The 24,738-nt window shown below is 61.7% G+C and carries 20 protein-coding genes; 6 read left to right on the forward strand and 14 right to left on the reverse strand.

Annotation, left to right across the window (positions count from 1 at the left end; genetic code table 11):
- Positions 1-25 precede the first annotated feature (25 nt).
- Genes QRN36_RS24010 through QRN36_RS24030 form a run of 5 tightly spaced genes read right to left on the reverse strand, consistent with a single transcriptional unit; the run spans position 26 to position 3,873 of the window.
- Complete coding sequence (locus tag QRN36_RS24010) at positions 26-856, reverse strand: DUF2797 domain-containing protein (protein ID WP_285426339.1); 831 nt, start codon at positions 854-856, stop codon at positions 26-28.
- Complete coding sequence (locus tag QRN36_RS24015; protein WP_093459806.1) at positions 853-1,113, reverse strand: YeaC family protein; 261 nt, start codon at positions 1,111-1,113, stop codon at positions 853-855. Before QRN36_RS24015 ends, QRN36_RS24010 begins: the two co-directional genes overlap by 4 nt.
- 29 nt (positions 1,114-1,142) lie before the next feature.
- Complete coding sequence (locus tag QRN36_RS24020) at positions 1,143-2,015, reverse strand: rhomboid family intramembrane serine protease (RefSeq protein WP_285426325.1); 873 nt, start codon at positions 2,013-2,015, stop codon at positions 1,143-1,145.
- On the reverse strand, positions 2,012-2,983 hold the full coding sequence (locus tag QRN36_RS24025; protein WP_285426326.1) for a metallophosphoesterase: 972 nt from the start codon (positions 2,981-2,983) through the stop codon (positions 2,012-2,014). Before QRN36_RS24025 ends, QRN36_RS24020 begins: the two co-directional genes overlap by 4 nt.
- Positions 2,983-3,873 carry an NAD(+) kinase gene (locus QRN36_RS24030; protein ID WP_093459812.1) on the reverse strand — a complete coding sequence of 297 codons (891 nt, stop codon included), beginning with the start codon at positions 3,871-3,873 and terminating at the stop codon, positions 2,983-2,985. Before QRN36_RS24030 ends, QRN36_RS24025 begins: the two co-directional genes overlap by 1 nt.
- Positions 3,874-4,054: 181 nt before the next feature.
- Between QRN36_RS24030 and QRN36_RS24035 the strand changes: the two genes are divergently transcribed.
- Positions 4,055-5,053: a DUF1853 family protein gene (locus QRN36_RS24035; protein WP_285426327.1), complete on the forward strand. Its 999-nt coding sequence runs from the start codon at positions 4,055-4,057 to the stop codon at positions 5,051-5,053.
- On the opposite strand, the gene QRN36_RS24040 is transcribed toward QRN36_RS24035, so the two are convergent.
- From QRN36_RS24040 to QRN36_RS24065, 6 genes are all read right to left on the reverse strand, one after another.
- Positions 5,016-6,299, reverse strand: coding sequence for an arsenic transporter (locus tag QRN36_RS24040; protein ID WP_285426340.1), 1,284 nt, complete (start codon positions 6,297-6,299; stop codon positions 5,016-5,018). The genes QRN36_RS24035 and QRN36_RS24040 overlap by 38 nt on opposite strands.
- The gene (locus QRN36_RS24045) at positions 6,299-7,504 is read right to left on the reverse strand and encodes an MFS transporter (protein ID WP_285426328.1); all 1,206 of its coding nucleotides are present in this window, start codon (positions 7,502-7,504) and stop codon (positions 6,299-6,301) included. Before QRN36_RS24045 ends, QRN36_RS24040 begins: the two co-directional genes overlap by 1 nt.
- Positions 7,505-7,746: 242 nt before the next feature.
- Positions 7,747-9,087, reverse strand: coding sequence for an MFS transporter (locus QRN36_RS24050; protein WP_285426329.1), 1,341 nt, complete (start codon positions 9,085-9,087; stop codon positions 7,747-7,749).
- A 282-nt stretch (positions 9,088-9,369) separates the two neighbouring features.
- Positions 9,370-10,275, reverse strand: coding sequence for a 1-aminocyclopropane-1-carboxylate deaminase/D-cysteine desulfhydrase (locus QRN36_RS24055; RefSeq protein WP_285426330.1), 906 nt, complete (start codon positions 10,273-10,275; stop codon positions 9,370-9,372).
- A 550-nt stretch (positions 10,276-10,825) separates the two neighbouring features.
- On the reverse strand, positions 10,826-12,865 hold the full coding sequence (locus QRN36_RS24060; protein WP_285426331.1) for an NADPH-dependent 2,4-dienoyl-CoA reductase: 2,040 nt from the start codon (positions 12,863-12,865) through the stop codon (positions 10,826-10,828).
- A gap of 250 nt (positions 12,866-13,115) precedes the next feature.
- On the reverse strand, positions 13,116-13,943 hold the full coding sequence (locus QRN36_RS24065; RefSeq protein WP_285426341.1) for an alpha/beta fold hydrolase: 828 nt from the start codon (positions 13,941-13,943) through the stop codon (positions 13,116-13,118).
- A gap of 508 nt (positions 13,944-14,451) precedes the next feature.
- On the opposite strand from QRN36_RS24065, the gene QRN36_RS24070 reads away from it, so the two are divergent.
- Positions 14,452-15,543, forward strand: a complete 1,092-nt coding sequence (locus QRN36_RS24070; protein WP_285426332.1) for an SLAC1 anion channel family protein — start codon at positions 14,452-14,454, stop codon at positions 15,541-15,543.
- 121 nt (positions 15,544-15,664) lie between these two features.
- Here the strand turns inward: QRN36_RS24070 and QRN36_RS24075 are convergent, their stop codons facing one another.
- The 3 genes from QRN36_RS24075 to QRN36_RS24085 are packed head-to-tail and all read right to left on the reverse strand — an operon-like array spanning position 15,665 to position 19,224.
- Positions 15,665-17,299, reverse strand: a complete 1,635-nt coding sequence (locus tag QRN36_RS24075; RefSeq protein ID WP_093459826.1) for a GMC family oxidoreductase — start codon at positions 17,297-17,299, stop codon at positions 15,665-15,667.
- Positions 17,296-17,838 carry a sugar dehydrogenase complex small subunit gene (locus tag QRN36_RS24080; protein WP_285426333.1) on the reverse strand — a complete coding sequence of 181 codons (543 nt, stop codon included), beginning with the start codon at positions 17,836-17,838 and terminating at the stop codon, positions 17,296-17,298. The genes QRN36_RS24075 and QRN36_RS24080 overlap by 4 nt, the downstream gene beginning before the upstream one ends.
- A gap of 15 nt (positions 17,839-17,853) precedes the next feature.
- Positions 17,854-19,224: a cytochrome c gene (locus QRN36_RS24085; protein WP_285426334.1), complete on the reverse strand. Its 1,371-nt coding sequence runs from the start codon at positions 19,222-19,224 to the stop codon at positions 17,854-17,856.
- 625 nt (positions 19,225-19,849) lie between these two features.
- Between QRN36_RS24085 and QRN36_RS24090 the strand changes: the two genes are divergently transcribed.
- The 4 genes from QRN36_RS24090 to QRN36_RS27760 all read left to right on the forward strand — a co-directional run.
- Positions 19,850-21,490, forward strand: a complete 1,641-nt coding sequence (locus QRN36_RS24090) for a methyl-accepting chemotaxis protein (RefSeq protein WP_285426335.1) — start codon at positions 19,850-19,852, stop codon at positions 21,488-21,490.
- 226 nt (positions 21,491-21,716) lie between these two features.
- A complete protein-coding gene (locus QRN36_RS24095) occupies positions 21,717-22,868 on the forward strand; it encodes a carbon-nitrogen hydrolase family protein (protein ID WP_285426336.1) in 1,152 nt (383 codons plus the stop codon).
- Positions 22,869-22,871: 3 nt separating this feature from the next.
- Positions 22,872-23,912 (forward strand): AraC family transcriptional regulator, encoded by a 1,041-nt coding sequence (locus QRN36_RS24100; protein WP_285426337.1) that lies wholly within the window; start codon positions 22,872-22,874, stop codon positions 23,910-23,912.
- A 750-nt stretch (positions 23,913-24,662) separates the two neighbouring features.
- A partial coding sequence (locus tag QRN36_RS27760; protein WP_373568797.1) for a hypothetical protein occupies positions 24,663-24,738 on the forward strand: 76 nt, incomplete at its 3' end.

Genomic DNA, 24,738 nt, shown 5'->3' on the forward strand with positions numbered 1-24,738 from the left:
TCCTTATGCTTTTTCTGTTACACGGCTACTGGTGCACGGCAAGTTGATACGCCGTGTACTTGCGGATGTTGATCACGCCCGTGTCGAAGATCAGGTATTGACCCTTGACGCCCAGCAGCGTGCCTTCGGCGATGGGATCTTTGTCCAGATTGAAGCTGACGATCTTGGTCGGATAAGCCTCGACCGGGTAACGGATCTGGATGGGCTCGACATCGTGCAGCAACTGAATCGCCTGCAGGCCGAAACGCGTTTGCAGCGCAGTCAGACCTTCGGCGCAGGACTCGAACAATTGCTGACGGATGGCACTGAGGTCAACCGATGGCGCATCGCCTTTAAGCAGCGCCCGCCAGTTGGTGCGATCCGCCACCTGGCTGCGAAACAGGTCCTCGACGAATCCGGACTGCTGACGGGTGGCCACACGCACGATCGGCAGGGCCTGACTGGCACCCTGATCCAGCCAGCGCGTCGGCAACTGCGTGGCGCGGGTGATGCCGACTTTGACGCCCGACGAATTGGCCAGATAGACCACATGGTCAGTCATGCAGAATTGCTGGCCCCACGAAGGATCGCGGCATGTGCCGTGTTCATGATGGCATTTCTCGGGGCTCATGATGCAGACATCGCATTGCGCCAGCTTCTGCATGCACGGGTAGCAATAACCCTGGCTGAAGCTGGTCTTGGTCCGACGCCCGCAATGGCTGCAGTGAATGGCGCCCAGATACTCCAGCCGCACAGTCTTGCCGATCAGCGGGTTGACCGGAATTTCCGACTCACCCAGACGAAAAGCGTATTCCACGTTCGAGGCGTCCAGACGCGCCGACATTTTATTAACGGATCCGCGGCCAATCTCGATCAATGGATAGCGTCCGATTTGAACAGGATGTTGGGCACCGGTGCGGATTTGGAGGCGCATTCCTGCGGCCCCATGTAACCAATGCGCTGGTCCTCCGGCACATTGCGCACTTCCCAGGCGATGAGCGCCTGCAGCGACAGTTCACGTTGTTCCTGAGTCAGCTTGCGGCCATCGGACCACTTGCCGATTTCCACGGCCAGTTTCAGGCTCTCGTAGATGTCCGGGGTGATGTTTTCAATCATTTCTACAAACGAGGACATGGGTTTCTCCCAGAATTGAGCGGGCGATTTTAATGTGTACGGCGGGCCAATGCACCGCCCACAAGACCTGTTGCACAACCGATGATCAGTCCGCCGACATGGGCACCGTTGGCGATTTCGCCGAAACCGAGCAGGCTGATCAGGCCGGACATGCACAGCACCAGCCAGCCCAGCATCATCACCAGCACACCGCGCGGCAGACGATAAATGGGGTTTGGCGCCAGCCATTGAAAGAGCCAGCAGTGACCGAGCAGGGCGTAAAGCACGCCCGACAACCCGCCAAACAGGCTCGGACCGCTCCAGAAATACTGGCCGTAGTTGGAAAAAGCGGCGAATGCCAGCGTCAGACCGAGCAACTGCCAGCTGCCCTGACGCATTTCGATGCGCCGTCCCAGCTCCCAGAACCACAGCGCGTTCATGACCAGGTGCAAGAGACCGAAGTGAATCAGCATCGGCGACACGACGCGCCACCATTGCCCCGCTGCCAGCGACACCTGAACCGGCGTGAACATGACGTAGTCGCCACTGACCCGGAAGTCGTTGAAGGTCAGCCAGCTGAGCGCTTCGAAATTGTCGCCCAGCAGCGTCACGCCCGCCACGATCAGGCACAGCAGCAAGATCACGCTGGTCACCGGGCTGCTGCGGACCTGAACCAGCGGACTTGGCCGGGTCAATGCCACCACTTCCCGACCGGGCGGCAACTGTGCAGTCGGGTCGCCCTGCGGGTATTGCTGATACAGCTGGCGAACGTCGTCGGCCAGTTGCGGCGCATCGGGCACCCAGAGCACCTGCTCTCCCGCTTCCTCACTGACCCGATGAGGCACATTGAGGCGGCGGAGCAGTTCGACAAAACCGCTCAGATCGGTGTTGAGCGGCAGACGTAATACGGCAACCGGATTCATCGGGCAGTCTCCGGCCGAGTGACGTCGACCCAGACGAACTTGTTCGGGTCTATTCGGGTTTCCTGGTCCAGCCGGTACGCCACCAGCTTGCCGTACAGCACCGCGCTGTAATCCAGGCACGCCAGGTTGGGACGGATCGGCGCGGGCACGCCGCTGCGCCAGTAATGACCGACGAACAGCAACGGCTCGTCGACGCCATAACGCAGCAACGCGCTTTTTTCGCTGTCCGACAGCGGCCGTTTCGCGACAGGCTCCGGCAGCGCATCCGGCTGGAACACGACGTCACCATAGGTCTGCGGATCATCTTCCCAGAACTTGGTGCGGAACGAGGCGCGGGTCAGGCCATCGCCGCCGGTCAAGGTCATGCCATGGGGCAAGCGCATGTCAGTCCCGCGCAGCAGGCGGTCGAACACCCCGCTGGCGAAGCTGCCCGGAATGGCCGAGGCCTGCACGAACGCCTGATCGACCCGGCCGTCGCCGTGACGACTGCGCAGCGGCTCGATCAGACTGGCGTCCCAACACGCGTGCACCAGCCGAAAGCGCTCGGCGTCGATGAACAGCGGCAGTTCGTAGAACCATTTCAGGAAATCTTTCCAGTCACCGGGATGCTGCTCGAACTGAGCCAGCGTTTCACCCAGCAGGCGCGCATGACGCGGTGTATGTTCGCGCACGAACTGCTTGCCGCTTTCCGGCGGCGCCGGCGTGCTCCAGCCCAGCGCGTTGAATTCATGGTTGCCCATGATGCAGAACGCCTGGCCGGCCTCAACCATGTCGTGAACGATGTGCAGCGCTTCGCGGATGCGAGGGCCGCGGTCGATGATGTCGCCCAGAAACAGGGCGATGCGTTCAGGGTGGCGCCAGACGCCAGCCTGAAAGCGGTAACCAAGGGTGTCGAGCAAGTGCTCAAGGGTCTGGGCACATCCATGCACGTCACCGATCAGATCGTAGCTACGCGCGGGATCGAGCATCAGTCGCTCCCGCCGCCAAGCCGACTGCCCCAACCGAGTTTGGTCCGGCAGACTTCGTAATAATTGTGATCGAGCGGGTGAATGAGTCGCAGCTTCTGGGGCTTCTTTTTCACGGTCACGGTGTCACCCGGCGCGCAGGTGAAGTGATTCTGTCCATCGCAGGAAACCTGTGGGTAAATCGTCATGTCCTTTGAGACAACGATTTTCAGCTCACTGTTTCCATCGACGACAATCGGCCTTCCCGACAGCGTGTGCGGGTACATCGGCACGATGACGATGGCGTCCAGCTTGGGGTGCATGATCGGCCCGCCCGCCGACAGCGCGTAGGCGGTCGAACCGGTGGGCGTGGCGACGATGAGCCCGTCGGCCTTCTGGCTGCAGACGAACTGCCCGTCGATGTAGATCTCGAATTCGATCATGCGCGTGGACTTGCCAGGGTGCAGCACCACGTCATTGAGGGCGTCGCCCTGACCGATGGCCTCGCCATGACGGCGGACTTCGGCCTGCAGCAGGAAGCGGTTTTCCACCAGATAGTGGCCGTCCAGCACCTCGGCGACTTTCACTTCCAGCTCATCGGGGCGAATGTCGGTGAGAAATCCCAGGCTGCCGCGGTTGATCCCCAGCACCGGCACATTGTGTTTGGCCAGCGCACGCGCGGCGCCGAGCAGGCTGCCATCACCGCCGACGACGATGACCATGTCGCAGACCTCGCCGAGCATCTTGCGCGAGGACGTCTGCAGCCCGTGCCCGGGCAGCACTTCAGCGATGGTGTCTTCGAGGATGACGTGCAGATGCCGCGATATCAGGAATTTCTTGAGTCGGCGAACGGTCTCGAGCACTTGGGAACTGCCCAGGCGACCAATGATGCCGATGTTACGAAATTGCTCCATGGGGCTCCCGCAGGTTCGATGCACGTCTATAAAGTAGGCGATTATGGGCGAAGGGGTCGGCAGCGGCAAACCAACAAACGTGATCGGCCTGATGAATGCATGAGGTAATGCATGAGGTGTTGAATACGTTTCGCATTCACCCCTGACAATCCACCTGGACGCGTCCTGCTATCCTCAGCCGATGACCCCATTTCCGACCCTCACCGCCCTGCCCCGTCAATTGCGCACGCCTGCGGTGCGTGACCTGGCGTGGGTGATCCTGTCACCGCCCATGCTTGCCGTCACCGAATGGCCGCAGCGCCACCCGCTGAGCGCCAGCGGCTGGGTGGAGGAACCGCAAGCGCTCGAGGCGTTTCTGCAACGACTGGATGACGACAGCAGCGCCTTGCAGGACTGGCTGGCGAAAAGCTCGATTCGTCGTCTGGGCCTGTATTACGAACGACTGTGGCAATTCGCGATTGAGCATGCGCCAGGCGTCGAGATGATCGCTGCCAACCTGCCCATCCGCGTCGCCGGCCATACGCTGGGCGAGCTCGACATGCTGCTGCGTGATCGCGAAGGTGTTCATCACGTCGAACTGGCGGTCAAGTTCTACCTCGGCCAGGAAGACGCTGACGGCCACCGCACGGAAAACTGGCTGGGGCCGGGTTCTCACGATCGGCTGGACTTGAAGCTGGCGCACCTGAACAGCCACCAGTTGCCGATTTCCGCACGCGCTGAAAGCCGCCAGGCGCTGACGGCGTCAGGCATCGAGCCCTCGAGCGCCGAGGGGCTGAAAGCCGAACTGTGGCTGGGTGGCTACCTGTTTTATCCCTGGCCCGTCACCACGGCCTCGCCCGATGAGGCCGCCGAAGACCACGCCCGTGGACAATGGGTGCATCGAAAGGACTGGGCCAGCTTTGCCGCCAGCCGTGCGCAAGGGCGCTGGCAACTGCTGCCGCGTCCCGCCTGGCTGGCGCCGGCGCGGTACGAAGAAGCGTGGAGCGTCAGCCAGTTCGACGCGTGGCTGGAACGGCTCGATCCGCTGGCGCCAGCGCAGTTACTGGTGCGCCTGACCGAGCACGCCGACGGCCATTGGCTGGAAGCCGAGCGGCTGTTTCTGGTGTCGGACATCTGGCCTGCCCAGTGCGACGCTGTCGACGTCACACACTCAATCGCAGCACCAGCGCCGCCAGGGTGATCAACAGCACCGGCAGGGTCAGCACGATGCCGACGCGGAAATAATAACCCCAGCCGATGCTGACGCCCTTGCGCGCCAGCACGTGCAGCCACAACAACGTCGCCAGGCTGCCGATAGGCGTGATTTTCGGCCCCAGATCGCTGCCGATGACGTTGGCATAAATCATCGCTTCCTGCAGCGGGCCGTGGGCGTGGCTTGCATCGATGGACAACAGCCCGATCAACACCGTCGGCAGGTTGTTCATCACCGAAGACAGCAACGCCGTGAGCAAGCCGGTCCCCATCGCCGCGCCCCACAGACCGTGTTCGGCGAAGCGGTCCAGCCAGGTCGCAAGGTACGTGGTCAGGCCCTGATTGCGCAGGCCGTAGACGACCAGGTACATGCCCAGCGAAAAAATCACGATCTGCCACGGCGCGCCTTTCATGACCTTGCGCGTCGAGATCTGATGACCTCTGGCGGCCACGCCCAGCAGGATCGCCGCGCACACCGCCGAGATGGCGCTGATCGGAATGCCCAGCGGCTCGAGGGCGAAGCACCCCACCAGCAGAATGCCCAACACCCACCAGCCGGTCATGAACGTGGCCCGGTCGTGAATCGCCGAGGACGGCTCGGCCAGTTGCGAGGCGTCGAACGTGGCCGGAATGTCGCGACGAAAGAACAACAGCAAGACCGCGAGCGTCGCCGCCACGCTGACCAGATTGACCGGCACCATCACCGAGGCGTAGCGATTGAAACCGATGCCGAAGTAGTCGGCGGACACGATGTTGACCAGATTCGACACCACCAGCGGCAGGCTCGCGGTGTCGGCGATGAACCCTGCGGCCATGACGAACGCCAGCGTGGTGGCCGGCGAAAAACGCAGTGCCAGCAGCATCGACATGACAATCGGCGTGAGGATCAACGCGGCGCCGTCGTTGGCGAACAGCGCGGAAACCAGGGCGCCGAGCAGCACGATGAACGAGAACAGCCGACGACCCTTGCCCTGCCCCCAGCGCGCCACATGCAACGCCGCCCAGTTGAAGAAGCCGGCTTCGTCCAGCAACAGGCTGATGATGATCAGCGCGATGAACGTGCCGGTGGCGTTCCAGATGATGTGCCACACCTGCACGATGTCGGCCGGATGCACCACCCCGGCCAGCAGCGCCAGCACTGCGCCGAACGTCGCGCTCCAGCCCACACCCAGCCCTTTCGGCTGCCAGATCACCAGCGTGATGGTGACGAGAAAAATCAGGCCGGCGATCAGGATCAATGTCGGGTACTCGGCAGAAGGATCGCGAGGATGCCGAGCAGCGGCAGGAACGAACACAGGGTGTAGACGTAGACGATGCCGTGCAGGTCGGCGAGATGGCCGAGCAACGCGGCGCCGATCCCGCCGAAGCCGAACATCAGGCCGAAGAAGATGCCAGCGATCATGCCGACGTTCCCCGGCACCAGTTCCTGCGCATACACGACAATGGCGGAAAACGCCGACGCCAGAATGAAGCCGATGATCACGCTCAGGACGCTGGTCCAGAACAGGTCAGCGTACGGCAGCGCGAGGGTGAACGGCGCAACGCCAAGGATCGAGAACCAGATCACCGCTTTACGACCGATCTTGTCGCCGATCGGCCCGCCGAAAAACGTGCCCGCCGCCACAGCTGCCAGGAACAGGAACAGGTGCAGCTGCGAACTGGCGACGCTCAGCTGGAATTTTTCGATCAGGAAAAAGGTGAAGTAACTGGTGAAACTGGCCATGTAGAAGTATTTGGAGAACACCAGAAGCGCCAGCACCACCAGCGCCGACGTCACTCGCCCTTTCGACAGTCCGTGGGTCGCGGCGTGACCGGCCTTGAGCCTGAACAAGGCCAGATGCGCCTTGTACCAGCGGCTGATCGCGTACAGCAGGCCCACCGAAAACAACGCCACCAGGCCGAACCAGGCGATGTGCCCTTGCCCGAAAGGGATGATGATCGCCGCCGCCAGCAACGGCCCGATGGCAGACCCGCTGTTACCACCGACCTGGAAAGTCGACTGCGCCAGGCCAAAGCGTCCGCCGGACGCCAGTCGGGCGATACGTGATGCTTCGGGATGAAAGGTCGAAGAGCCGATGCCGATCAATCCCGCCGCCAGAAGGATCAGCGGGAAGCTTCCTACCGTCGCCAGCATCAGCACGCCCGCCAGAATGCACAGAGATCCGACGGGCAGCACCAGCGGATTGGGGTGGCGATCGGTGTAATAACCGACCCACGGCTGTAACAGGGACGCCGTGATCTGGAAGGTCAGGGTAATCAGCCCGACTTGGGTGAAACTCAGGCCATAGCTGGCTTTGAGCATCGGGTAGACCGACGGCAGAATCGACTGGATCAAGTCATTGAGCAGATGCGCCAGCGCCACGGCGCCGATGATGCGCAGCACCAGAGGGCTGGACTGGGGCGTTGCAGTGGTCGCAGTCGAAGGGCTGGTGACGGCCATCAGGGTTCATCCATCGAACGATTGATGTGCCGCGCGCATGGTCATTACAGAAGATGTCAGCGGCACAAGGGGTCGCCAATGTGCCATTTTTTGGGGCGCCGGTGCCATTTTTTGTTGCGCCGATGCCGACCGCGACACGTTTTCAAAGGCGCAGACGTGCCGTGATGCACGCCCTCTGCGCCATCGAATACCACGAGGCTGACCGGCGCGCGGGCAAACGCGCGCCGGTCAGCTCCGTCCAATCACGCGGCAGGCTGCAATGCCGCTTTGGGCAGCAACGAGCCCTCAACGTCATGCAGCGAAACCTTCGAGGTTTCCGGCAATGCCAAGCCGCCTGCCAGCGCAAGCAGCGACACGACGATCAGGTAGAACGCGGGAGACAGATTGCTGCCGGTCACGCCGATCAACCACGTCGCCATCAAGGGCGCTGTGCCACCGAAGATGGTGTACGCCATGTTGTAGGTAATCGCCGAGGCGGTGTAGCGAGTACGTGTAGGAAAAGTCTCCGACAGCAACGCAGCCGTCACCACGCCACACAATACGGCGCCTACCGCCAGCAGCATGACGCCGATGATCGAGGCGATGAAGGAGCCGGAACTCGCCATCAGGAAGGACGGATAAACGACCACGATCAGCAGGACGCAGGTGCTGATCAGTGTCTTGCGTCGCCCCACCTTGTCGGAAAACGCCCCCGCCAGCGGGCAGATCGCTGCCGCAAACAGTAATGCGATCAGGGAAACCAGCAAGGCCGTCGCACGGCTGAGGCCTCCGGCGACTTGCAGGTAGGTCGCGAAGTAAGTCGTGAACATGTAGAACGACAGCGCGGTCAGCGACACGAACGCGCCCAGGCAACAGATCGCCGCGCCGTGGTTGCGCAGGGTCTCCTTAAGCGGCGAGTGGGCGACGGCATGTTCTTGCGTCACCGCCTGAAAGGCCGGCGTCTCATCCAGTTTCCAGCGCAGATACAGGCCAACCAGCCCCAGTGGCGCGGCGATCAGAAACGGCAGGCGCCAGCCCCAACTGCTCATGGCCTCGGCAGACAGCGAAGCTTCGAGTGCGTAGGCAATGATGGCCGCGGCAGCGAATGCGGAAAAAGTCGAAACCGGGACGAAGCTGCCGTACCACGCGCGCTGGGTGCGCGGGGCGTGTTCCATGAGGTAGGCGCAGGCGCCCGCATATTCGCCACCCGCGGAGAAGCCTTGGGCGCAGCGGATGATCGTCAGCAGGATCGGCGCCATTACGCCGATTGCGGCATACGTGGGCAACAAGCCGATGATTGTGGTGGCCCCGGCCATCAGCAGGATGGTGAACGCCAGCGTGCGTTTGCGGCCGATCTTGTCGCCCAGCATGCCGAAGAACACACCGCCCAGCGGCCGGAAGGCGAAGGCCACGGCGAACACCGCGAAGGTTTTCAGCAACGCGGCGCTGGCATCGCCGCTGGGGAAAAACTGTTGGGCAATGGTGGTGGCGAGAAAGCCGTAGACCGCGAAATCGAACCATTCGACGAAATTGCCGATGGCGGCCGCAACGATGACTTTTCTCAAAGTGGCAGGGTCGACCTGCTCGATGGCTGGAGTTGTCATGCATACCTCGGCGCGCGTAGGAGAAAATCCGATTATCGATACAGCGCCTGAGTCGCCTTACTCCAGAAGAGTCGCCGACGTACTCAGGACCGACCTGTGGAGGTGTCTGTTCCGCAGGATTCGTGCCAGCGGAGGTGGGATGGACGTGGACGCTTTATCGTCGGGCGAAAAAGGTGATGAAGTGAATTCTTGGGCGATGTGATCGTGGAGCCGGCGCAGGTGCGGCGGATGTTCCACGTTCGGCGGCTGAATGTGTGGCATCAGCGGGCGTGGATGGTGGTATCAGCGCCGGCTCTCGCCCGTGAACCCTCGTTTGCCCTGGAGGCCGCCGGTGTGCACGAAGATCAGTCTCGAACCGTGAGCCAGTCGCCCCGCTTCAACGGCCTGCCGCAGCGCCAGCAACGCTTTGCCGGTGTACAACGGCTCGAAGGGAATGCCGCTTTGCGACTCACATTCGGCGATGAACGTCAGCAATTCCGGATCGGTTCTGGCGAAGCCGCCTCGGCTTGCGTCGAGTAACTCGTAGGCCCGATCCATCGAGGACCCGAGAATCTGCTGAATGTTTTGCGCGACGCCATGCCCCTCGGGCACCGCCATCGCGCCGTAGGCCTTGCGTCCCTGCGCTTCCGCCAGCACCAGGCCGGCCAGGGTCGTCCCGGTGCCGCAGGCCAGCCACCAACCGTCGTAATCGTCCCATCCGATATGGCCAAGCTGGCGACGCGCCTGAACCACGATGTCGGCACAGCCCGAAGCGCCATCCATCCCGCCTCCGCCCTCAGGAATCGGGTGAAGCTGCGGGTATCGCTGGCGCCAGGGCAGCCAGAAATCCGCTTCGTGACGCGCGCGATACCCGGCATACCCGAGCCAGTGCAGCTCCATGCCGAAGGCGTGCAGATCCAGGACCGTGGGGGTTTCGACGGGGTGACCGCGCAACAGGCCGACGGTGGCGAAACCGAAACGCTTGCCGGCCGCCGCCAGCGCATGAAGATGGTTGGAGTGCGCCCCGCCAAGGCTGATCACACCCTCGGCCCCGGCATCATTCGCAGCGCGCAGGTGATGCTTGAGCTTGAACCATTTGTTGCCGCTGATGAGCGGGTCGATCAGATCCAGTCGCAGAATGGCGACGTCGACGCCGGACTCGTGGAGCCAGTCAAGATCAAGGCGGTGCAGCGGAGCATCAGGCAGCATGGCGTGGTACTTCAGACAAAGACGACAAAGTCTAACCTGCCTGGCTGCACCACAACCCAAATGCCACCGCTGAACCTGTAGGAGTGAGCTTGCTCGCGATGACTGTATTCCGGTCAATGCATGTGCAGCGGGCGTACCGGCCTCTTCGCGAGCAAGCTCACTCCTACAGGGATCTCCGGGCATTCCCGAATTCTCCGGCCAGACACAAATTCGGTAGGAGCGAGCTTGCTCGCGATGACTATATTCCGGTCATTGCATGTGCAGCGGACGTACCGGCCTTTTCGCGAGCAAGCTCACTCCTACAGGGGTCTGCAGGCATTCCCGAATTCTCCGGCCAGACACAAATTCGGTAGGGGTGAGCTTGCGCGCGATGACTGTATTCCGGTCATTGCATGTGCAGCGGACGTACCGGCCTTTTCGTGAGCAAGCTCACTCCCACAGGGATCTGCGGGCATTCCCGAGTTCTCCGGGCAGACCCAGATCCTGTAGGAGCGAGCTTGCTCGCGATGACTGTATTCCGGTCAATGCATCTTCACAGCCATCCAAACCCTTACAGCTGCGCCGCCAGTCGCGATCCCTGATTGATGGCACGCTTGGCGTCGAGTTCTGCGGCCACGTCGGCGCCGCCGATGAGGTGCACGCTCTGCCCCGCCGCCGCCAACCCGTCGTGCAGCTCGCGCAGTGGATCCTGGCCGGCGCAGATGACGATGTTGTCCACCGCGAGCAGCTTTTCCTCGCCCTCCGCGCCGATGCGAATGTGCAGACCGGCGTCGTCGATCTTCAGGTACTCGACGCTGTTGAGCATTTGCACCTGCTTATTCTTCAGGCCCGTGCGGTGAATCCAGCCAGTGGTCTTGCCCAGGCCGTCGCCGACTTTGGAGGTCTTGCGCTGCAGCAGAAATACTTGACGCGCCGGCGCATGGGGATGGGGTTTGACGCCTGCAACGCCGCCGCGGGCCGACAGTGCGCCATCGATGCCCCACTCGTCCCAGAATCCGTCGCGATCCAGACTGGTGGCGACGCCCTGGTGCACCAGAAATTCGGACACATCGAAGCCGATACCGCCTGCACCGATCACCGCCACCGCCTTGCCCACCGGCTTGCGCTGCAGGATCACGTCGAGATAACTGAGCACTTTGTCGTTGTCGATGCCGGGAATGGCCGGTGTACGCGGCGCGATCCCCGTCGCCAGAATCACCTCATCGAAGCCCTTGCCGACCAGATCGTCCACTGACACGCGCGTGTTCAGGCGCACATCGACCCCGGTGGTCTGCAGCTTGCGGCCGAAGTAGCGCAGGGTTTCGTAAAATTCTTCCTTGCCCGGAATGCGCTTGGCAATGTTGAACTGCCCGCCGATTTCGCTCGCCGAATCGAACAGCGTCACCTCATGACCGCGCTCGGCGGCCACGGTCGCGGCCGCGAGCCCAGCGGGGCCTGCACCGATCACGGCGATTTTTCTGACCTGCGTGACGGGCAGATAATTGAGCTCGGTCTCGTGGCACGCCCGAGGGTTGACCAGGCAACTGGTGAGCTTGCCGCCGAACGTGTGGTCCAGACAGGCCTGGTTGCAACCGATGCAGGTGTTGATCTCATCGCCTCGTCCGGCGGCCGCCTTGTTGACGAAGTCAGGGTCAGCCAGGAAAGGCCGCGCCATCGACACCATGTCAGCATCGCCTTCGGCCAGCACTTGTTCGGCGACCTCCGGCGTATTGATGCGGTTGGTGGTGATCAGCGGGATCGACACCGAACCGCGCATTTTCGCCGTGACCTTGACGAACGCCGCGCGCGGCACCTTGGTGGCGATGGTCGGAATCCGCGCTTCGTGCCAGCCGATGCCGGTGTTGATCAGCGTCGCCCCGGCCTCCTCGATCGCCTTGGCCAGTTGCACGACCTCCTCCCAACTGCTGCCGCCTTCAATCAGGTCAAGCATCGACAAGCGATAGATGATGATGAAGTTAGCGCCGACGGCCTCGCGCACCCGACGCACGATTTCCACCGGCAGACGCATGCGGTTCTCGTAACTGCCGCCCCAGCGGTCCGTGCGATGGTTGGTGTGGGCGACGAGAAACTGGTTAATGAAATAGCCTTCCGACCCCATGATCTCGACGCCGTCATACTCGGCAGTCTGCGCCAGCGTCGCGCAGTGAACGAAGTCCTGAATCTGCTTCTCGATCCCCTCTTCATCCAGCTCTTTGGGCTTGAACGGGTTGATCGGTGCCTGAATCGCACTCGGCGCAACCTGCCTGGGGCTGTAGGCATAACGCCCGGCGTGAAGGATCTGCATGCAGATCTTGCCGCCCGCCTCGTGCACCGCCTTGGTCACGATGCGATGATGATCGGCCTCCTCGGACGTCGTCAGCTTGGCCGCGCCGGAATACACACCGCCCTCGTCGTTCGGCGCGATGCCCCCGGTGACCATCAGGCCGACACCACCGCGGGCGCGCTCGGCGAAGTAGGCCGCCATGCGCTCGAATCCGCCGGGTTTTTCTTCAAGCCCGGTGTGCATGGAACCCATCAGGGTGCGGTTGCGCAGCGTGGTGAAACCCAGGTCCAGGGGAGCCAGCAAATGCGGGTAGTGAGCAGCGGCCATACAAAACTCCATCGAGCGTCATCACGGGGGCGCGAGCGTCTACTGCACTCGTCGATTGCTTCAGGGACTTGAACTATAGCCCTGTTCATGACGCAAACAGTAAACAGCCCCCCGGTCACGCTCAATGACCGAAAGTGACAACTTGATGATCGTAATGAACAGCAGAAATCGGAGAGGTAGAACGAGGACGCAGCCAGGCTGCGATAAGGCAGGTGCGTTGGGCGCGTGTGCGCCCGCAGCGTAAAACGAATCAGCCCTGGACGAAGGCCAGCAAATCCTTGTTGATGACGTCGGCATGCGTGGTCGCCATGCCATGGGGATAGCCCGGATAGGTTTTCAGCGTGCCCTTTTTCAGCAGTTTGATCGCCAGGAGAGCCGAGTCGGCAATCGGCACGATCTGGTCATCTTCGCCATGCAGCACCAGCACCGGAACATTGATGGCCTTCAGGTCTTCGGTGAAGTCGGTTTCGGAGAACGCCTTGATGCAGTCGTACTGCGCTTTCGCGCCGCCGATCATGCCCTGACGCCACCAGTTGTCGACGACACCGTCGAGGGTCTGGACGCCCGGACGGTTGAAACCGTAGAACGGGCCCGACGGCACATCGCGATAGAACTGCGCACGATTGCCCGCCAACGCCGCGCGGAAACCGTCGAACACGTCCATCGGCAGACCGCCCGGGTTCTTTTCGGTCTTCAGCATGATGGGGGGCACCGCGCCGATCAGCACCGCTTTGGCCACACGCCCGTCTTTCCCGTATTTGGCGACATAGCGCGCCACTTCGCCACCGCCGGTCGAGTGACCGATATGCACGGCGTTCTTCAGGTTCAAGTGCGCGGCGAGTTCGGCGACATCGGCGGCATACGTGTCCATTTCGTTGCCCGTGGCGGTCTGCGAGGAACGCCCGTGCCCGCGACGGTCGTGAGCGATGACGCGATAGCCCTTGGAGACGAAGAACAGCATCTGTGCGTCCCAATCGTCGGCGCTCAGTGGCCAGCCGTGGTGAAAGACGATCGGCTGACCGCTGCCCCAGTCCTTGTAGAAAATCCGGGTGCCGTCTTTGGTAGTAATGGTGTCCATGCGCATCGGGCCTTTTTCAGAAGGTGAGGTGCCAGCGGACTGGCTTGACTGTGCGAAGAGAGGCAGCGGCAAAGCGGCGGCGGCCGCGACGCCGAGGGTGCTGATCATCACGGCACGCCGGGTAAGACCATTCGAAAAGATGTTGTCGTCGGTCATCGCAAACACTCGTAGGGAATCCAGCCTTGAGGGGCAATCAGCGACGCGGCGGTCACTGTCGGGCGCCGCAGGGTCACTGCATTTGAGCGAGCTGCAGATTAAGCGCGCCACGTGCCGTTCATCCATCATCCATGGAGTTAGCCGACCCACACGAAAGTATGAGCGCAAGGCCCGTCAGCCTGAAAACCTGCGCGTTGAACGGCCGCCTCAGCACGTGGCCACCGCGCGCCTACACCATCGTATGGCTTCAATTACGAGGGCGTGCGAGTAGTTTGCACAGCGTGACTGTTCGAACATCCTGCACAGCGCCCGACCCGCTCGCCCTCTGCCACTTCCACTCAGGTGAACGCCCTTGGACACAACGACCGATGCGACAACCCGATCCGTCGACACGCTCAACGCGCCAGGCCGCAAGGATCCTGCCTTCACCGATCAAGACGTTCGCGCGTACGGTGCGCAGCCGACTGCCACCGTCGTTGCAAACGAGGGCAAGCTGACCTACCTGCCGGTGGCGCTGTTCGGGTCGGTGATGGGCCTCACCGGCTTGTCTTCCGCCTGGAAACTGGCCCACGACCTCTACGGCGTGCCTTCATGGGTGGGCAGAATCATCGGCGTCGTGGCAATCCTGGCGTTCGTCCTGATGAGCGCAGGTTATGCACTGAAGGCGACCACAGGCTTCAAGGCAGTGAAGGCCGAATTCGAGCACCCGGTGGCAGGCAATCTGTTTGGCACCCTGTTCATCAGCCTGCTGCTGATCCCGATTCCGGTCGCCGATTACAGCCTGAAACTGGCGCAAGGGATCTGGATGATCGGCACGTTCGGGATGATCGTGTTCGCCTGGGTCATCGTCTCGCGCTGGCTGGGACGACGCCAGCAACCCACCCACGCGACCCCGGCCTGGATCGTGCCGGTGGTGGGCCTGATCGACATTCCACTGGCCGTGCCGGCCCTGAACATGCAGGGACTGGACGAACTGCTGATGTTTTCCCTGGCGCTGGGCCTGTTTTTCGCGATCCCGCTGTTCACGCTGGTCATGGCGCGGCTGATGTTCGAAGAACCTCTCGGCACTGCATTGCAGGCATCGCTGATGATTCTGCTGGCACCGTTCGCCGTGGGTTTCTCGGCTTACGTGACGGTGGTCGGCACCGTCGATCGGTTCGCCAGTGCGCTCTACATGCTGACGGTTTTCCTGCTCACGGTACTGGCGGGTCGCTTGCGTCATCTGGCGACGAGTTGCCCGTTCCGCCTGTCCTGGTGGGCCGTGAGTTTTCCGCTGGCGGCGGCGTCGGTCTGCGCGCTGCGGTATGCCGCGAGCACACCGAACCTGTTCACCCACGGCGTGGCGATTGTCTTGCTGATCGGGGTGACGGCACTGTTGCTGGCGATGGCGTTCAGAACCCTGCGCGGGGCATTGCGCGGCGAGCTGAAATCATTGGTCGGGTGAGCTCAAGGCAAATTGATAGCCGCTAGGCGAACCGCAAACGTGGCGTTCGCGGAGGAGGCACATCGAAAGGGCCGGGCACCTCGCATGAAGCTCACGCAAGGTGCCCGGCGATGTTGCCTTATCAGACTTCGCCCACCAGCACGTCGGCGATGCGAATGCTCAACGCAGCGCCCGTCAGCGTCGGGTTGACGCACGACGACGACGGCATGACGCTGGTGCCGGCGATGAACAGGTTCGGGTGGTCATGGGTACGGCAATCGCGGTCGACCACCGAATCCTTCGGATCGTCACCCATGATGGTCGTGCCCATGATGTGCTGACGGTTCTGGAAGCCGGTGTCCGTGCTCAGGATATCGGCGTCGAGCAGCTTGGCGAACTGTTTGAAGTCCTCCAGCGCTTTCTCTTTGCCAGCATGCCAGTAGTCCGGAACGCTGTAGTAGATTTCCGGGACCGGCAGCCCGATCGCATCGAACTTGGTCTTGCTCGGCGTGACGCGGTTTTCCGGCAGCGGCAAGGTTTCGAAATCCACCGCCCAGTTCAGCGAACGCGCCGATTGCAGACGAATCTGCTCATCGAGTTTGGAGCCTAGAACGCCCTTCGCGATCAGATTGGAGGTGATCTGCGAGGTCGGCACCGTGTTGCGCACCTTGATCTTGTAGCTTGGGAAGTCCTTGCGGAACTCGCCGTCGCGACTGTTCAAATAAACCAGCAACTGAGTCGGACCTTCGCCCGGCCACATGTCTTCCTTGGCCATGACGTTCATGCTGATGCCGGTGTGGTCCATCAGATTGCGGCCGACCTGATCAGAGGAGTTGGCAATGCCGTTCGGGTATTTTTCCGACGTCGACATCAGCAGCAGTTTCGGCGATTCGATACCGTAAGCGGCAAGCACGAAGTAACGGGCGGTCAGCTTGTGCTGCGACTTGTCCGGGCGCATGTACCAGATCGAGGTGATCTTGCCATCGTCACCGGCCTCGATTTTGTAAACCACCGAGTTCTCGAGCACTTTGGCACCATGACGCTCGGCTTCGTCGATGTGCATCGAGCCATCATACTTGGCGGCAATCGGACACACCGGGTTGCAGTTGTTGTTGCCGGCACACGGCGGGCGCTTGCCGTAAGGGCGCGTGGCGCGGCCGTTGGGCTCCAGAATCGGGTTGTAACCGCCTTTGCTCAAAAGCTCCGACAGGCGCTTGAACATGTAGCTCGGCTTGAGGCCTTCCATCGGGTACGGAATCGAGCGCGGCGGGTAGGCTTGACCGCCCTGCCCGCTCTCGTCCTGACCGTCGACGCCGGACACGCCCAGCTCGGTTTCGGCGCGGGCGTAGAAAGGCTCCAGCTCGTCATAACTGATCGGCCAGTCACGGCCACGGCCATACAGCGATTTGAGGCGGAAATCGTTCGGCAGCATGCGCCACAACGAAGAACCGAAGTGCCAGGTGGTGCCGCCGACCACACGCAGGTACGAGGTGTTGTATTTGACCGGACCGACCTGCTGCAGGTAGTCGCCATACGTGGATGGCGCGTGGGGCATGCTCGGGTAAGGGGAACCGGCGCCTTGCAGCTTGGCGTTGGCCAGCGACAACTTGACCGGGGCATTGCGGAACGTTTCCACGACATCACGACGGTTCACCCGAGGGCCAGCCTCGAGCACGATGACCGACTTGCCCGCTTTGGCCAGGCCAGTGGCGATCAGGCCGCCCATGACGCCGGAGCCGATGATGACCACGTCGGCATCGAATTGATCGCTGCTCATACTTTCGAATCCTGAATAGCTGCTGGTTTGGCGCCCCACGAAGCAGGGCCGCCACCGTAAGTGGGGATGGCGAGAATGCCGTGGGTAGGCTGGTACATCATGGCCAGCGAGTAGCTGATCAGTTCGGCATCGGCAGGCTCGCCGACAATGCCCAGATACCAGGCGGAAATGATGCTGGTGGCCGTGGCTTTCAGCGAAGCATCGGCATTGGCCTGGGCCAGATATTCATCGACGTGCTTGTAGCCCTGGGCGCCGATCAGCTGCTTGAGAGCGATGACGTTGGTCGAAAAATTGGGCGCACGCTTGTCCAGCGCTGCGTAGTAACGCGAGGCCAGCACGGCGTTCACCGGGCGACTCACCAGAAACTGCGACAGGGCGATGAAATCGTCGTTGGAAACCTCAGCGGCCATCACCGACTGCCATGGCATCACGCTGCCAACCAGCGCCGCCAGGCCCAACGTGATCGAGCCTCGCAGCAGGTTGCGGCGCGAGACGCCCGCCGAGCCCAGGTCTTGAACCGATACATTTTTTTGCGTCATTGAACTGTCCATTACTCAAGCCCCCTTGCGACGGCGGGAGATCAACGCCATCACGACCAGGCCGATCAGCACGCAGACGAGGATGATGGCCGGGATGGTGAACTTGGCGAGCACGGCGAGCGGCGCTTTCGGGCCGCCTTCACGGGCCAGCGCAACGTCGGCGGCCGTTACGGTTTGCTCGGCATTGCCGTAACGCGACAGCACGTAGTTGCTGACGTCGGCGATCTGCTGATCGTTGAGGCGATCCGTGAACAGTGCGTCTGGGCCGAAGGCAGGCATGTCGATCGCCACGCCGTCGACTTCGCGGTGCACGCCATACACGATGGCGGCGATCAGGTTGTCGCTGCGGCTGGTCGCGGTGTTGTGAAACAGCGACGGGTATTCCTTGTTGCCTTGACCATCGGCCTGATGGCAGTTGGCGCAGGTGCCGCTGAAGATGTGCCAGCCTGGATTGTCCTCAGGTTTACCGCCGCGCAGGGTCAGTTCGTCAGTCGATGCCTGGCCGAATTCATGGCGCGCCTTCGCTTCGCCCGTCTTGACCGGCTGGGTCTGCAACAGGTACGCCGCGATGGCTTTGAGGTCGGTATCACTGAGGTGCTGCAGGCTGTTTTCAACCGCCTCGGCCATGGGACCGGCGGCCTGAGCCTTGCCTTCGACGTGCCCGGTGCGCAAGTACGCCACGATCTCGTCGCTCGACCAGGCGCCAATGCCACTGACTTTGTCGGAGGTGATGTTCGGCGCGTACCAACTGCCCAATGCGCCGCCCGCCAGCGCCTTGCTGTTGTCGGCCGCCATCAGCACGTTGCGCGGGGTGTGGCAGGTGTCGCAGTGCGCCAGCCCGTTGACCAGGTAATCGCCGCGGTTGACCTCTGCGGATTTGGCCGGATCCGGCGTGAAGCGTTTGTCACTGTGAAACAACGCGTTCCAGCCGATCATCGAGGCGCGGATGTTGAACGGGAAATCCAGCGAGGTTTTCCGGGTCGGCGTGTCCACCGGCTCCACTTCTTTCATGAAGTAGTCGTAGAGGGCCGCGATATCGCTGTCGGTCATTTTCGAATACGAGGTGTACGGCATGGCCGGGTACAGATGCGTGCCATCGGCCGTTACGCCATCACGCACCGCACGCGCGAACTGGTCGGCGGTGTAGTTGCCGATACCCGCGGTTTTCGAAGGCGTGATGTTGGTCGAGTAGATGATGCCCATCGGCGAACTGAGCGGATAGCCGCCCGCGAACGCCTTGCCGCCCGGCGCGGTATGGCACGCCACGCAGTCAGCCGCAACCGCCAGACGTTTGCCCGCCGAAGCGCTGCTTTCAAGCTCCTCGCCGAAGGCTGGACCCGCCGCGGCGATCATCAGTGTGAACAATCCTGCAAAGGCATACCCCATGCTTTTTCCCTTATCAATGCGACGCGACATGAGTTCAACCCCAGGAAACTGCGTTCTCTGTTTTTTCAAGGATCTGGAAACATGCGAACACGCGGACGCCTGACCTCACTGGGTGCAGGTCAAGAAGTACGATGTCGTATGAATTTTCACGAATATTTCACAGAATGTAACATTAAGCAACAAACAAAAAAGGCTATGTGCCATCTTTTATTTTTTTGATCGAAGGCTCTAGCACGGCGCTTTGAGGATGATTCTCAACAAGCGCCCTCAGTGCAGTGTGAAAATCGAAGTGAGGATATGAGGTTTTCTGTTACAGAGCGTGAGTGATTTAGGAACGTTTGTGCGCTTATTTCGTCGCGGGTCTCGAATTCTCGTTACTTATGCCGAAAATACCCCCACAAATCGGGCTCCCTGCCCAGCGATACGCGGCGTCGAGCGCCTGAACAGAGCCACCGAGCAGCATTCCATATCACGCTGAAACGTCAGAGCCAGAGCCTTTTCTCAAAGAAACATCCCGTAACCCTATAGCTGTAGACAAACCCGCCGATAGACATACGACAACTCGCCCAACCTTTCTTGGTAACGGCGAAATTCCCCCTTTGAAACTCCGTCAGCAGGATGCCCCATGAGCTGGATCAATGATGCAAAACTCTCCACTAAATTGATTACAGCCTTTGCGCTGTGCGCATTCATCACGCTGGGGGTCGGCGTATTGGGAAGTCGGGGGGTCAGCGCACTTTCGGGAAGCCTGAAGTCGGTGTTTGAAAACAACCTTGTCTCGGTAGCCAATACCGCCCAGACAAAAACCAAGGCCGTCGGCCAGAGCCGTGACCTGTACCGCTTGTACATCGCCACCGCAGCCGGCCTGCCGCAAAGCGTGAAGGACGAATACATTGCGTCGATGAACGCCAACCAGCTGGCCAGCGAAAAGGCCTTCGCCGATTATCGCAAGACGCCGCTGGCAGACGATGAACGCGCCGCGGGTGACAAAATGGAGCGGGACTGGCCGGTGTATCAGGCCATGGTGCAGAAGTACGTCGGGCTCATGAGGGCCGGTGATCTGGAAAATGGTCGCAACCTGCTGCTCGGTGACCTGCAGAAAACCTACCGCGTGGTGATGGACGAATTGACCGTCATGGTCGACTCCAATGACCGTCAGGTCGGGGAAGGCGCCGAAGCGGCGGGCCAGCTGGAATCGTCGGCCAAGACCTCGCTATACATCGGCATCACCCTGGCGTTCATCGCGGCCATCGTTCTGGGTCTGTTCATCAGCCGTCTGATCAGCCGCCCTATCGCCAGCGCGGTGGCGAGCGCCCGACGCATCGCGCAAGGCGACCTGACTCAGCACATCGTCAGCACCGGGCGCGACGAAGCCGGCCAACTGCTGACCGCGCTGGCGGAGATGCAAAGCAGCCTGAAATCCACCATTCAACAGATCGCCAGCGCGTCGGACCAGCTGGCTTCAGCGGCGGAAGAGCTGACCGCCGTGACCGACAACGGCAGTCGCGGGCTGCTGCGCCAGAACGACGAAATCCAGCAGGCCGCCACCGCCGTGACGGAAATGACTTCCGCCGTGGAAGAGGTCGCCCGCAACGCCGTCTCGACATCCGAAGCCTCGAAAGCCACCAGCCTGCAAGCCAGCAACGGTCGCGATCAGGCGCGCAATGCGGTGTCGGCGATCAACAGCGCGACCACGGAAATTGCCGCGTCCACCACCATGGTCAAGGACCTGGCCGTGCAGGTGCGCGACATCGGCAAAGTGCTGGACGTGATCCGTGGCATCGCCGAGCAGACCAACCTGCTGGCCCTGAACGCCGCCATCGAAGCCGCGCGGGCTGGCGAGCAAGGCCGTGGCTTTGCGGTGGTTGCCGATGAAGTTCGCGCGCTGGCCGCCCGCACTCAGGCGTCCACCGGTGAAATCGAAGGCATGATCAACAGCGTGCAGACCAGCGCCGATCAGGCCGTGGGCGCGATGGGCAAAAGCCAGTCGCTGGTCACCGACACCCAAGCGCTGGCGCAGGCAACCGGCCAGGCGCTGGAGCTGATCGCCGACGGCATCGCACAGATCAACGACCGCAATCTGGTCATCGCCACCGCGTCGGAAGAGCAAGCCAACGTCGCCCGCGAAGTCGACCGCAACCTGGTCAACATCCAGGACTTGTCGACCCAGACCGCAGCGGGTGCGCATCAGACCAACGCGTCGACTCAGGAACTGTCGAGCCTGGCAGTCTCGTTCAATACGCTGGTAAGCCGCTTCCGTCTGTAACGGCGCAATACCGTACATGGACCGCAGCCGTACACGACGGCTGCGGTCTCGGCGTGTCGTTCCATGCCACGCCGGCGTCAGGTCGCCAGACCGCACAGCCTTCTCTCCTCGCTCCCGCCTGCACGCCCGAATACCCAGCAAAACCTTTCTATAAGCCCCTGTTTGCCGTAGCCTTCGCACACCCCAGTGCCACCCACGCGTCGTCAAAGGCAGCTCTCGTTTCTTCATGCGCAAAGTTCTCGGCTCACTCACCGCAACCGTGCTGGTGGTCCTTCTTGTCAGCTACGGCTTGTGGACCAGCAAGCGGCATGTCGGGCATTACCTGGCGGACTTGCGCATCCAGCTGGTGATCAACGACGGCCAGCCCGGTGAGCGCGGTAACTTGCTGGGCATCCAGCCCGAACTGTTCCCGTCCGATTACTCAAGCGTCAAGCGTCTGCACCGCAAGCTGGCGGCGTACCTTGAGCAAGCCCGCGAGCACGGGCTGATCAACGACAAAACCATCGTGGTGCTGCCCGAGCACGTCGGCACCTGGCTGTTCGCGATCAACGAGAAATCCCAGTTCTATCAGGCGACCACGCTGGAGGAGGCGTTGAACTGGCTGGCCTTCAGCAATCCGCTGCTGTTCGTCGACGCGATGTTCCATGCACGAGGACGCGACCGACTGCAAGACGCGCACCTGCGCATGAAGGCGAACAGCATGGCGCAGGATTATCAGGACGTGTTCGGCGGTCTTGCCCGAGAATTCGGCGTCACGCTGGTCGCCGGCTCGATCGTCCTGCCCAGCCCGCAGGTTAACAATGGGCAACTGAAGGCCGGCCATGGCGCGCTGTATAACAGCAGTCTGGTGTTCGGTCGCGACGGCGTGCCCCTCGGCCAGCCGCAACGGCAGCTGTTTCCCAGCGGTTATCAGCGGGGCTATATCCGCCCCGGCAAGGACGCCCCGCTGCGCGTGATCGACACCCCGGCCGGTCGGCTGGCCGTTCTCATCGGCAGTGACAGCTGGTATCCGGACAACTACGCACGCCTCAACGACAGCGGTGCCGAGCTGATTGCCGTGCCTGCGTTCGTCGCGGGCAGCAGCAGCTGGTCGCGCCCCTGGCATGGGGAAAAACATAATCCGCGAGCGGCTCATCTGGACCTGGGTCCGAAGCCGCTGACCGAAGGCGAAGCCTGGCGTCGGCTGGCGCTCACACCTGCCAGCACGGCAAAAGCGGGCATCAGTGTGTTCATGCGAGGGCAGTTCTGGGATCAAGGTGTCGCCGGACACAGTTTCGCCACACGTGGCGGGCAAAGCATCGCCGAACAGTCCATCACCGCAGCGCCCAAGGGAGCCCGACCCGGGCATGGCGCCCGCTTGATCAACCTGTGGCTGTGACCGATGAACACGCCTCGGGTCCGTCTCGGTGATCTGTCAGTCGGCTTCGTTCACAGCCTGGCCGACGCCGTTCGCAGCTTCGACCAGGACCCGCAGCCACTGCTCGATCAGTTCGGCCTGGACGCTGCTCGGCTGAGCGAGCCCGGTGCCCGGCTGTCGATTCCGCGCTACATGCGCCTGGGTCACGCCGCCATCGAGTTGACTGGCAACGCGGGGCTGGGTTTGCGCATGGGACGCTTGAGCCATTTCAGTCAGGCGGGTCTGGCGGGCATCACCGCCGCTCAGGCTCCGACTGTCCGCGAAGCCGCACGCACGCTGATCCGCTTCGAACCCCTGTACGGCTCCAATTATCGAGGGCAGTCCAGTTTCCATGAAGACAGCACCGGCGCCTGGCTGCGTTTCTATTCCATCAGCCCGTACAACGGTTACAACCGGTTTGTGGTGGATTCGATCCTGAGTGGCTGGCTGCAGCAGCTTTCCACGCTGTCGGGCAGCGCATTGCAGGCCGAGCGCCTGGAGATCGAATTCGAAGCGCCCACCTATGCGGCGGATTATGCGGGCCTCAGCGAACAGCCGGTGAGCTTTGCCGCCGGCGCCAATCAACTGCGCCTGGGCCTGCGCGAACTCGGGCTGCGCAATCCGGATCATGTGCCGAGCACCTGGCGGCATCTGCTGCACGTGTGCGAGCGCGAACTGGAGCAACTCACGCGAACGCGCGGGCTGCGCGAGCGAATCACCCAGATGCTGGGGCCGCTGTTGAATGGCGGGCGCGAGCCGGATCTGCAAGAAGTCGCCGCCCGGCTGAAGCTGCCGAGCTGGACGTTGCGCCGCAAGCTGGCGGAAGAAGGTACACGCTTTCGCGCGATCCTCAACGACACGCGCCGGGATCTTGCGATGACTTATATAAGGGATACCGAACTGGCGTTCGGAGAGATTGCTTATCTGTTGGGTTTTGCGTCGGCCGAGGCTTTTCAACGCGCCTTCAAACGCTGGAACGGACAGACGCCGGGAGAGTTCCGCCGCAGCCAGCGTCATTCAGTCTGACGCATTCACCCACGCAGGCTTAAAGCTCGGTTGCGTCATCAGCGGGCTCGACGGGGTCGAGTTCGTAGGCCTGATACTCCAGCAGTTCTTCTTGGTAATCGTCCATCACTCAAGCCCTCGTGGCTGTTCTCTGTTGCTTCGGGAGTCGTGTTTGCGGGTCGTTTCAGCGACTGATCACTGCTGCGATCTCCACCCTAAAGCGCCCTCATGACTGAAAAATGAAGGCTTCTTGAACAGTAGACGAGGTCAATAGCAGAAAATTTACCGACACATCCCTGTCAAGGCTCTAGCGCGTGGCCTGTCGCCAATCCTCAATGTTTAGCCCACCGTTAAAATTCACGCAAGTGGTCAGGAAAAATCTGACGAAATAGCATTATTTGGCTGACTGTCGTGTAGGCGTTTTCCCAGCGCAAGGTTGCTGGATGACGAAAGCAGTGCACGATTGCCACTTGACGGCATGGAACAGCTCGCCATAGTCTTCGAGCCATGAACGTAACCAAGCATTTCTTCGGCCAGATAATTATTACCGCCATTCCAGTCATGGCGGGTTAGCCGACGTTTGCACCCAACCCGCCCTCGAGGCGGGTTTTCTCTCTCTGTCTCCCGGGCCAAAAAATCGAACCAGGAGCCAGACATGATCATCATCCGCCCTACCCTCGCCGCCCCTGCCCTGTACCTGATCGATGCTTCGACCTCGACGGGGACCACGCGATGAATCAACTCCTCGACGGCTTGCAGGCTCACAGTCACCTGCTCAGTGATTACGTGCGCAAAATCCTCACCTCCCGCGTCTACGACGTCGCCGTGGAAACCCCGCTGCAGGGCG

Origin of the sequence: Pseudomonas sp. efr-133-TYG-103a, assembly GCF_030209235.1 — a bacterium.
In the GTDB taxonomy this organism is placed as follows: Bacteria; Pseudomonadota; Gammaproteobacteria; order Pseudomonadales; family Pseudomonadaceae; genus Aquipseudomonas.

Excerpts from the sequence above, each read along its gene's own strand:
- QRN36_RS24080 (WP_285426333.1), bottom strand. The coding sequence starts at position 17,838 with ATGACGCAAAAAAATGTATCGGTTCAAGACCTGGGCTCGGCGGGCGTC.
- QRN36_RS24045 (WP_285426328.1), bottom strand. The coding sequence starts at position 7,504 with ATGGCCGTCACCAGCCCTTCGACTGCGACCACTGCAACGCCCCAGTCC.
- QRN36_RS24060 (WP_285426331.1), bottom strand. The coding sequence starts at position 12,865 with ATGGCCGCTGCTCACTACCCGCATTTGCTGGCTCCCCTGGACCTGGGT.
- QRN36_RS24015 (WP_093459806.1), bottom strand. The coding sequence starts at position 1,113 with ATGTCCTCGTTTGTAGAAATGATTGAAAACATCACCCCGGACATCTAC.
- QRN36_RS24020 (WP_285426325.1), bottom strand. The coding sequence starts at position 2,015 with ATGAATCCGGTTGCCGTATTACGTCTGCCGCTCAACACCGATCTGAGC.
- QRN36_RS24085 (WP_285426334.1), bottom strand. The coding sequence starts at position 19,224 with ATGGGGTATGCCTTTGCAGGATTGTTCACACTGATGATCGCCGCGGCG.
- QRN36_RS24035 (WP_285426327.1), top strand. The coding sequence starts at position 4,055 with ATGACCCCATTTCCGACCCTCACCGCCCTGCCCCGTCAATTGCGCACG.
- QRN36_RS24095 (WP_285426336.1), top strand. The coding sequence starts at position 21,717 with ATGCGCAAAGTTCTCGGCTCACTCACCGCAACCGTGCTGGTGGTCCTT.
- QRN36_RS24075 (WP_093459826.1), bottom strand. The coding sequence starts at position 17,299 with ATGAGCAGCGATCAATTCGATGCCGACGTGGTCATCATCGGCTCCGGC.
- QRN36_RS24025 (WP_285426326.1), bottom strand. The coding sequence starts at position 2,983 with ATGCTCGATCCCGCGCGTAGCTACGATCTGATCGGTGACGTGCATGGA.
- QRN36_RS24090 (WP_285426335.1), top strand. The coding sequence starts at position 19,850 with ATGAGCTGGATCAATGATGCAAAACTCTCCACTAAATTGATTACAGCC.
- QRN36_RS24030 (WP_093459812.1), bottom strand. The coding sequence starts at position 3,873 with ATGGAGCAATTTCGTAACATCGGCATCATTGGTCGCCTGGGCAGTTCC.
- QRN36_RS24065 (WP_285426341.1), bottom strand. The coding sequence starts at position 13,943 with ATGGACACCATTACTACCAAAGACGGCACCCGGATTTTCTACAAGGAC.
- QRN36_RS24055 (WP_285426330.1), bottom strand. The coding sequence starts at position 10,275 with ATGCTGCCTGATGCTCCGCTGCACCGCCTTGATCTTGACTGGCTCCAC.
- QRN36_RS24050 (WP_285426329.1), bottom strand. The coding sequence starts at position 9,087 with ATGACAACTCCAGCCATCGAGCAGGTCGACCCTGCCACTTTGAGAAAA.
- QRN36_RS24100 (WP_285426337.1), top strand. The coding sequence starts at position 22,872 with ATGAACACGCCTCGGGTCCGTCTCGGTGATCTGTCAGTCGGCTTCGTT.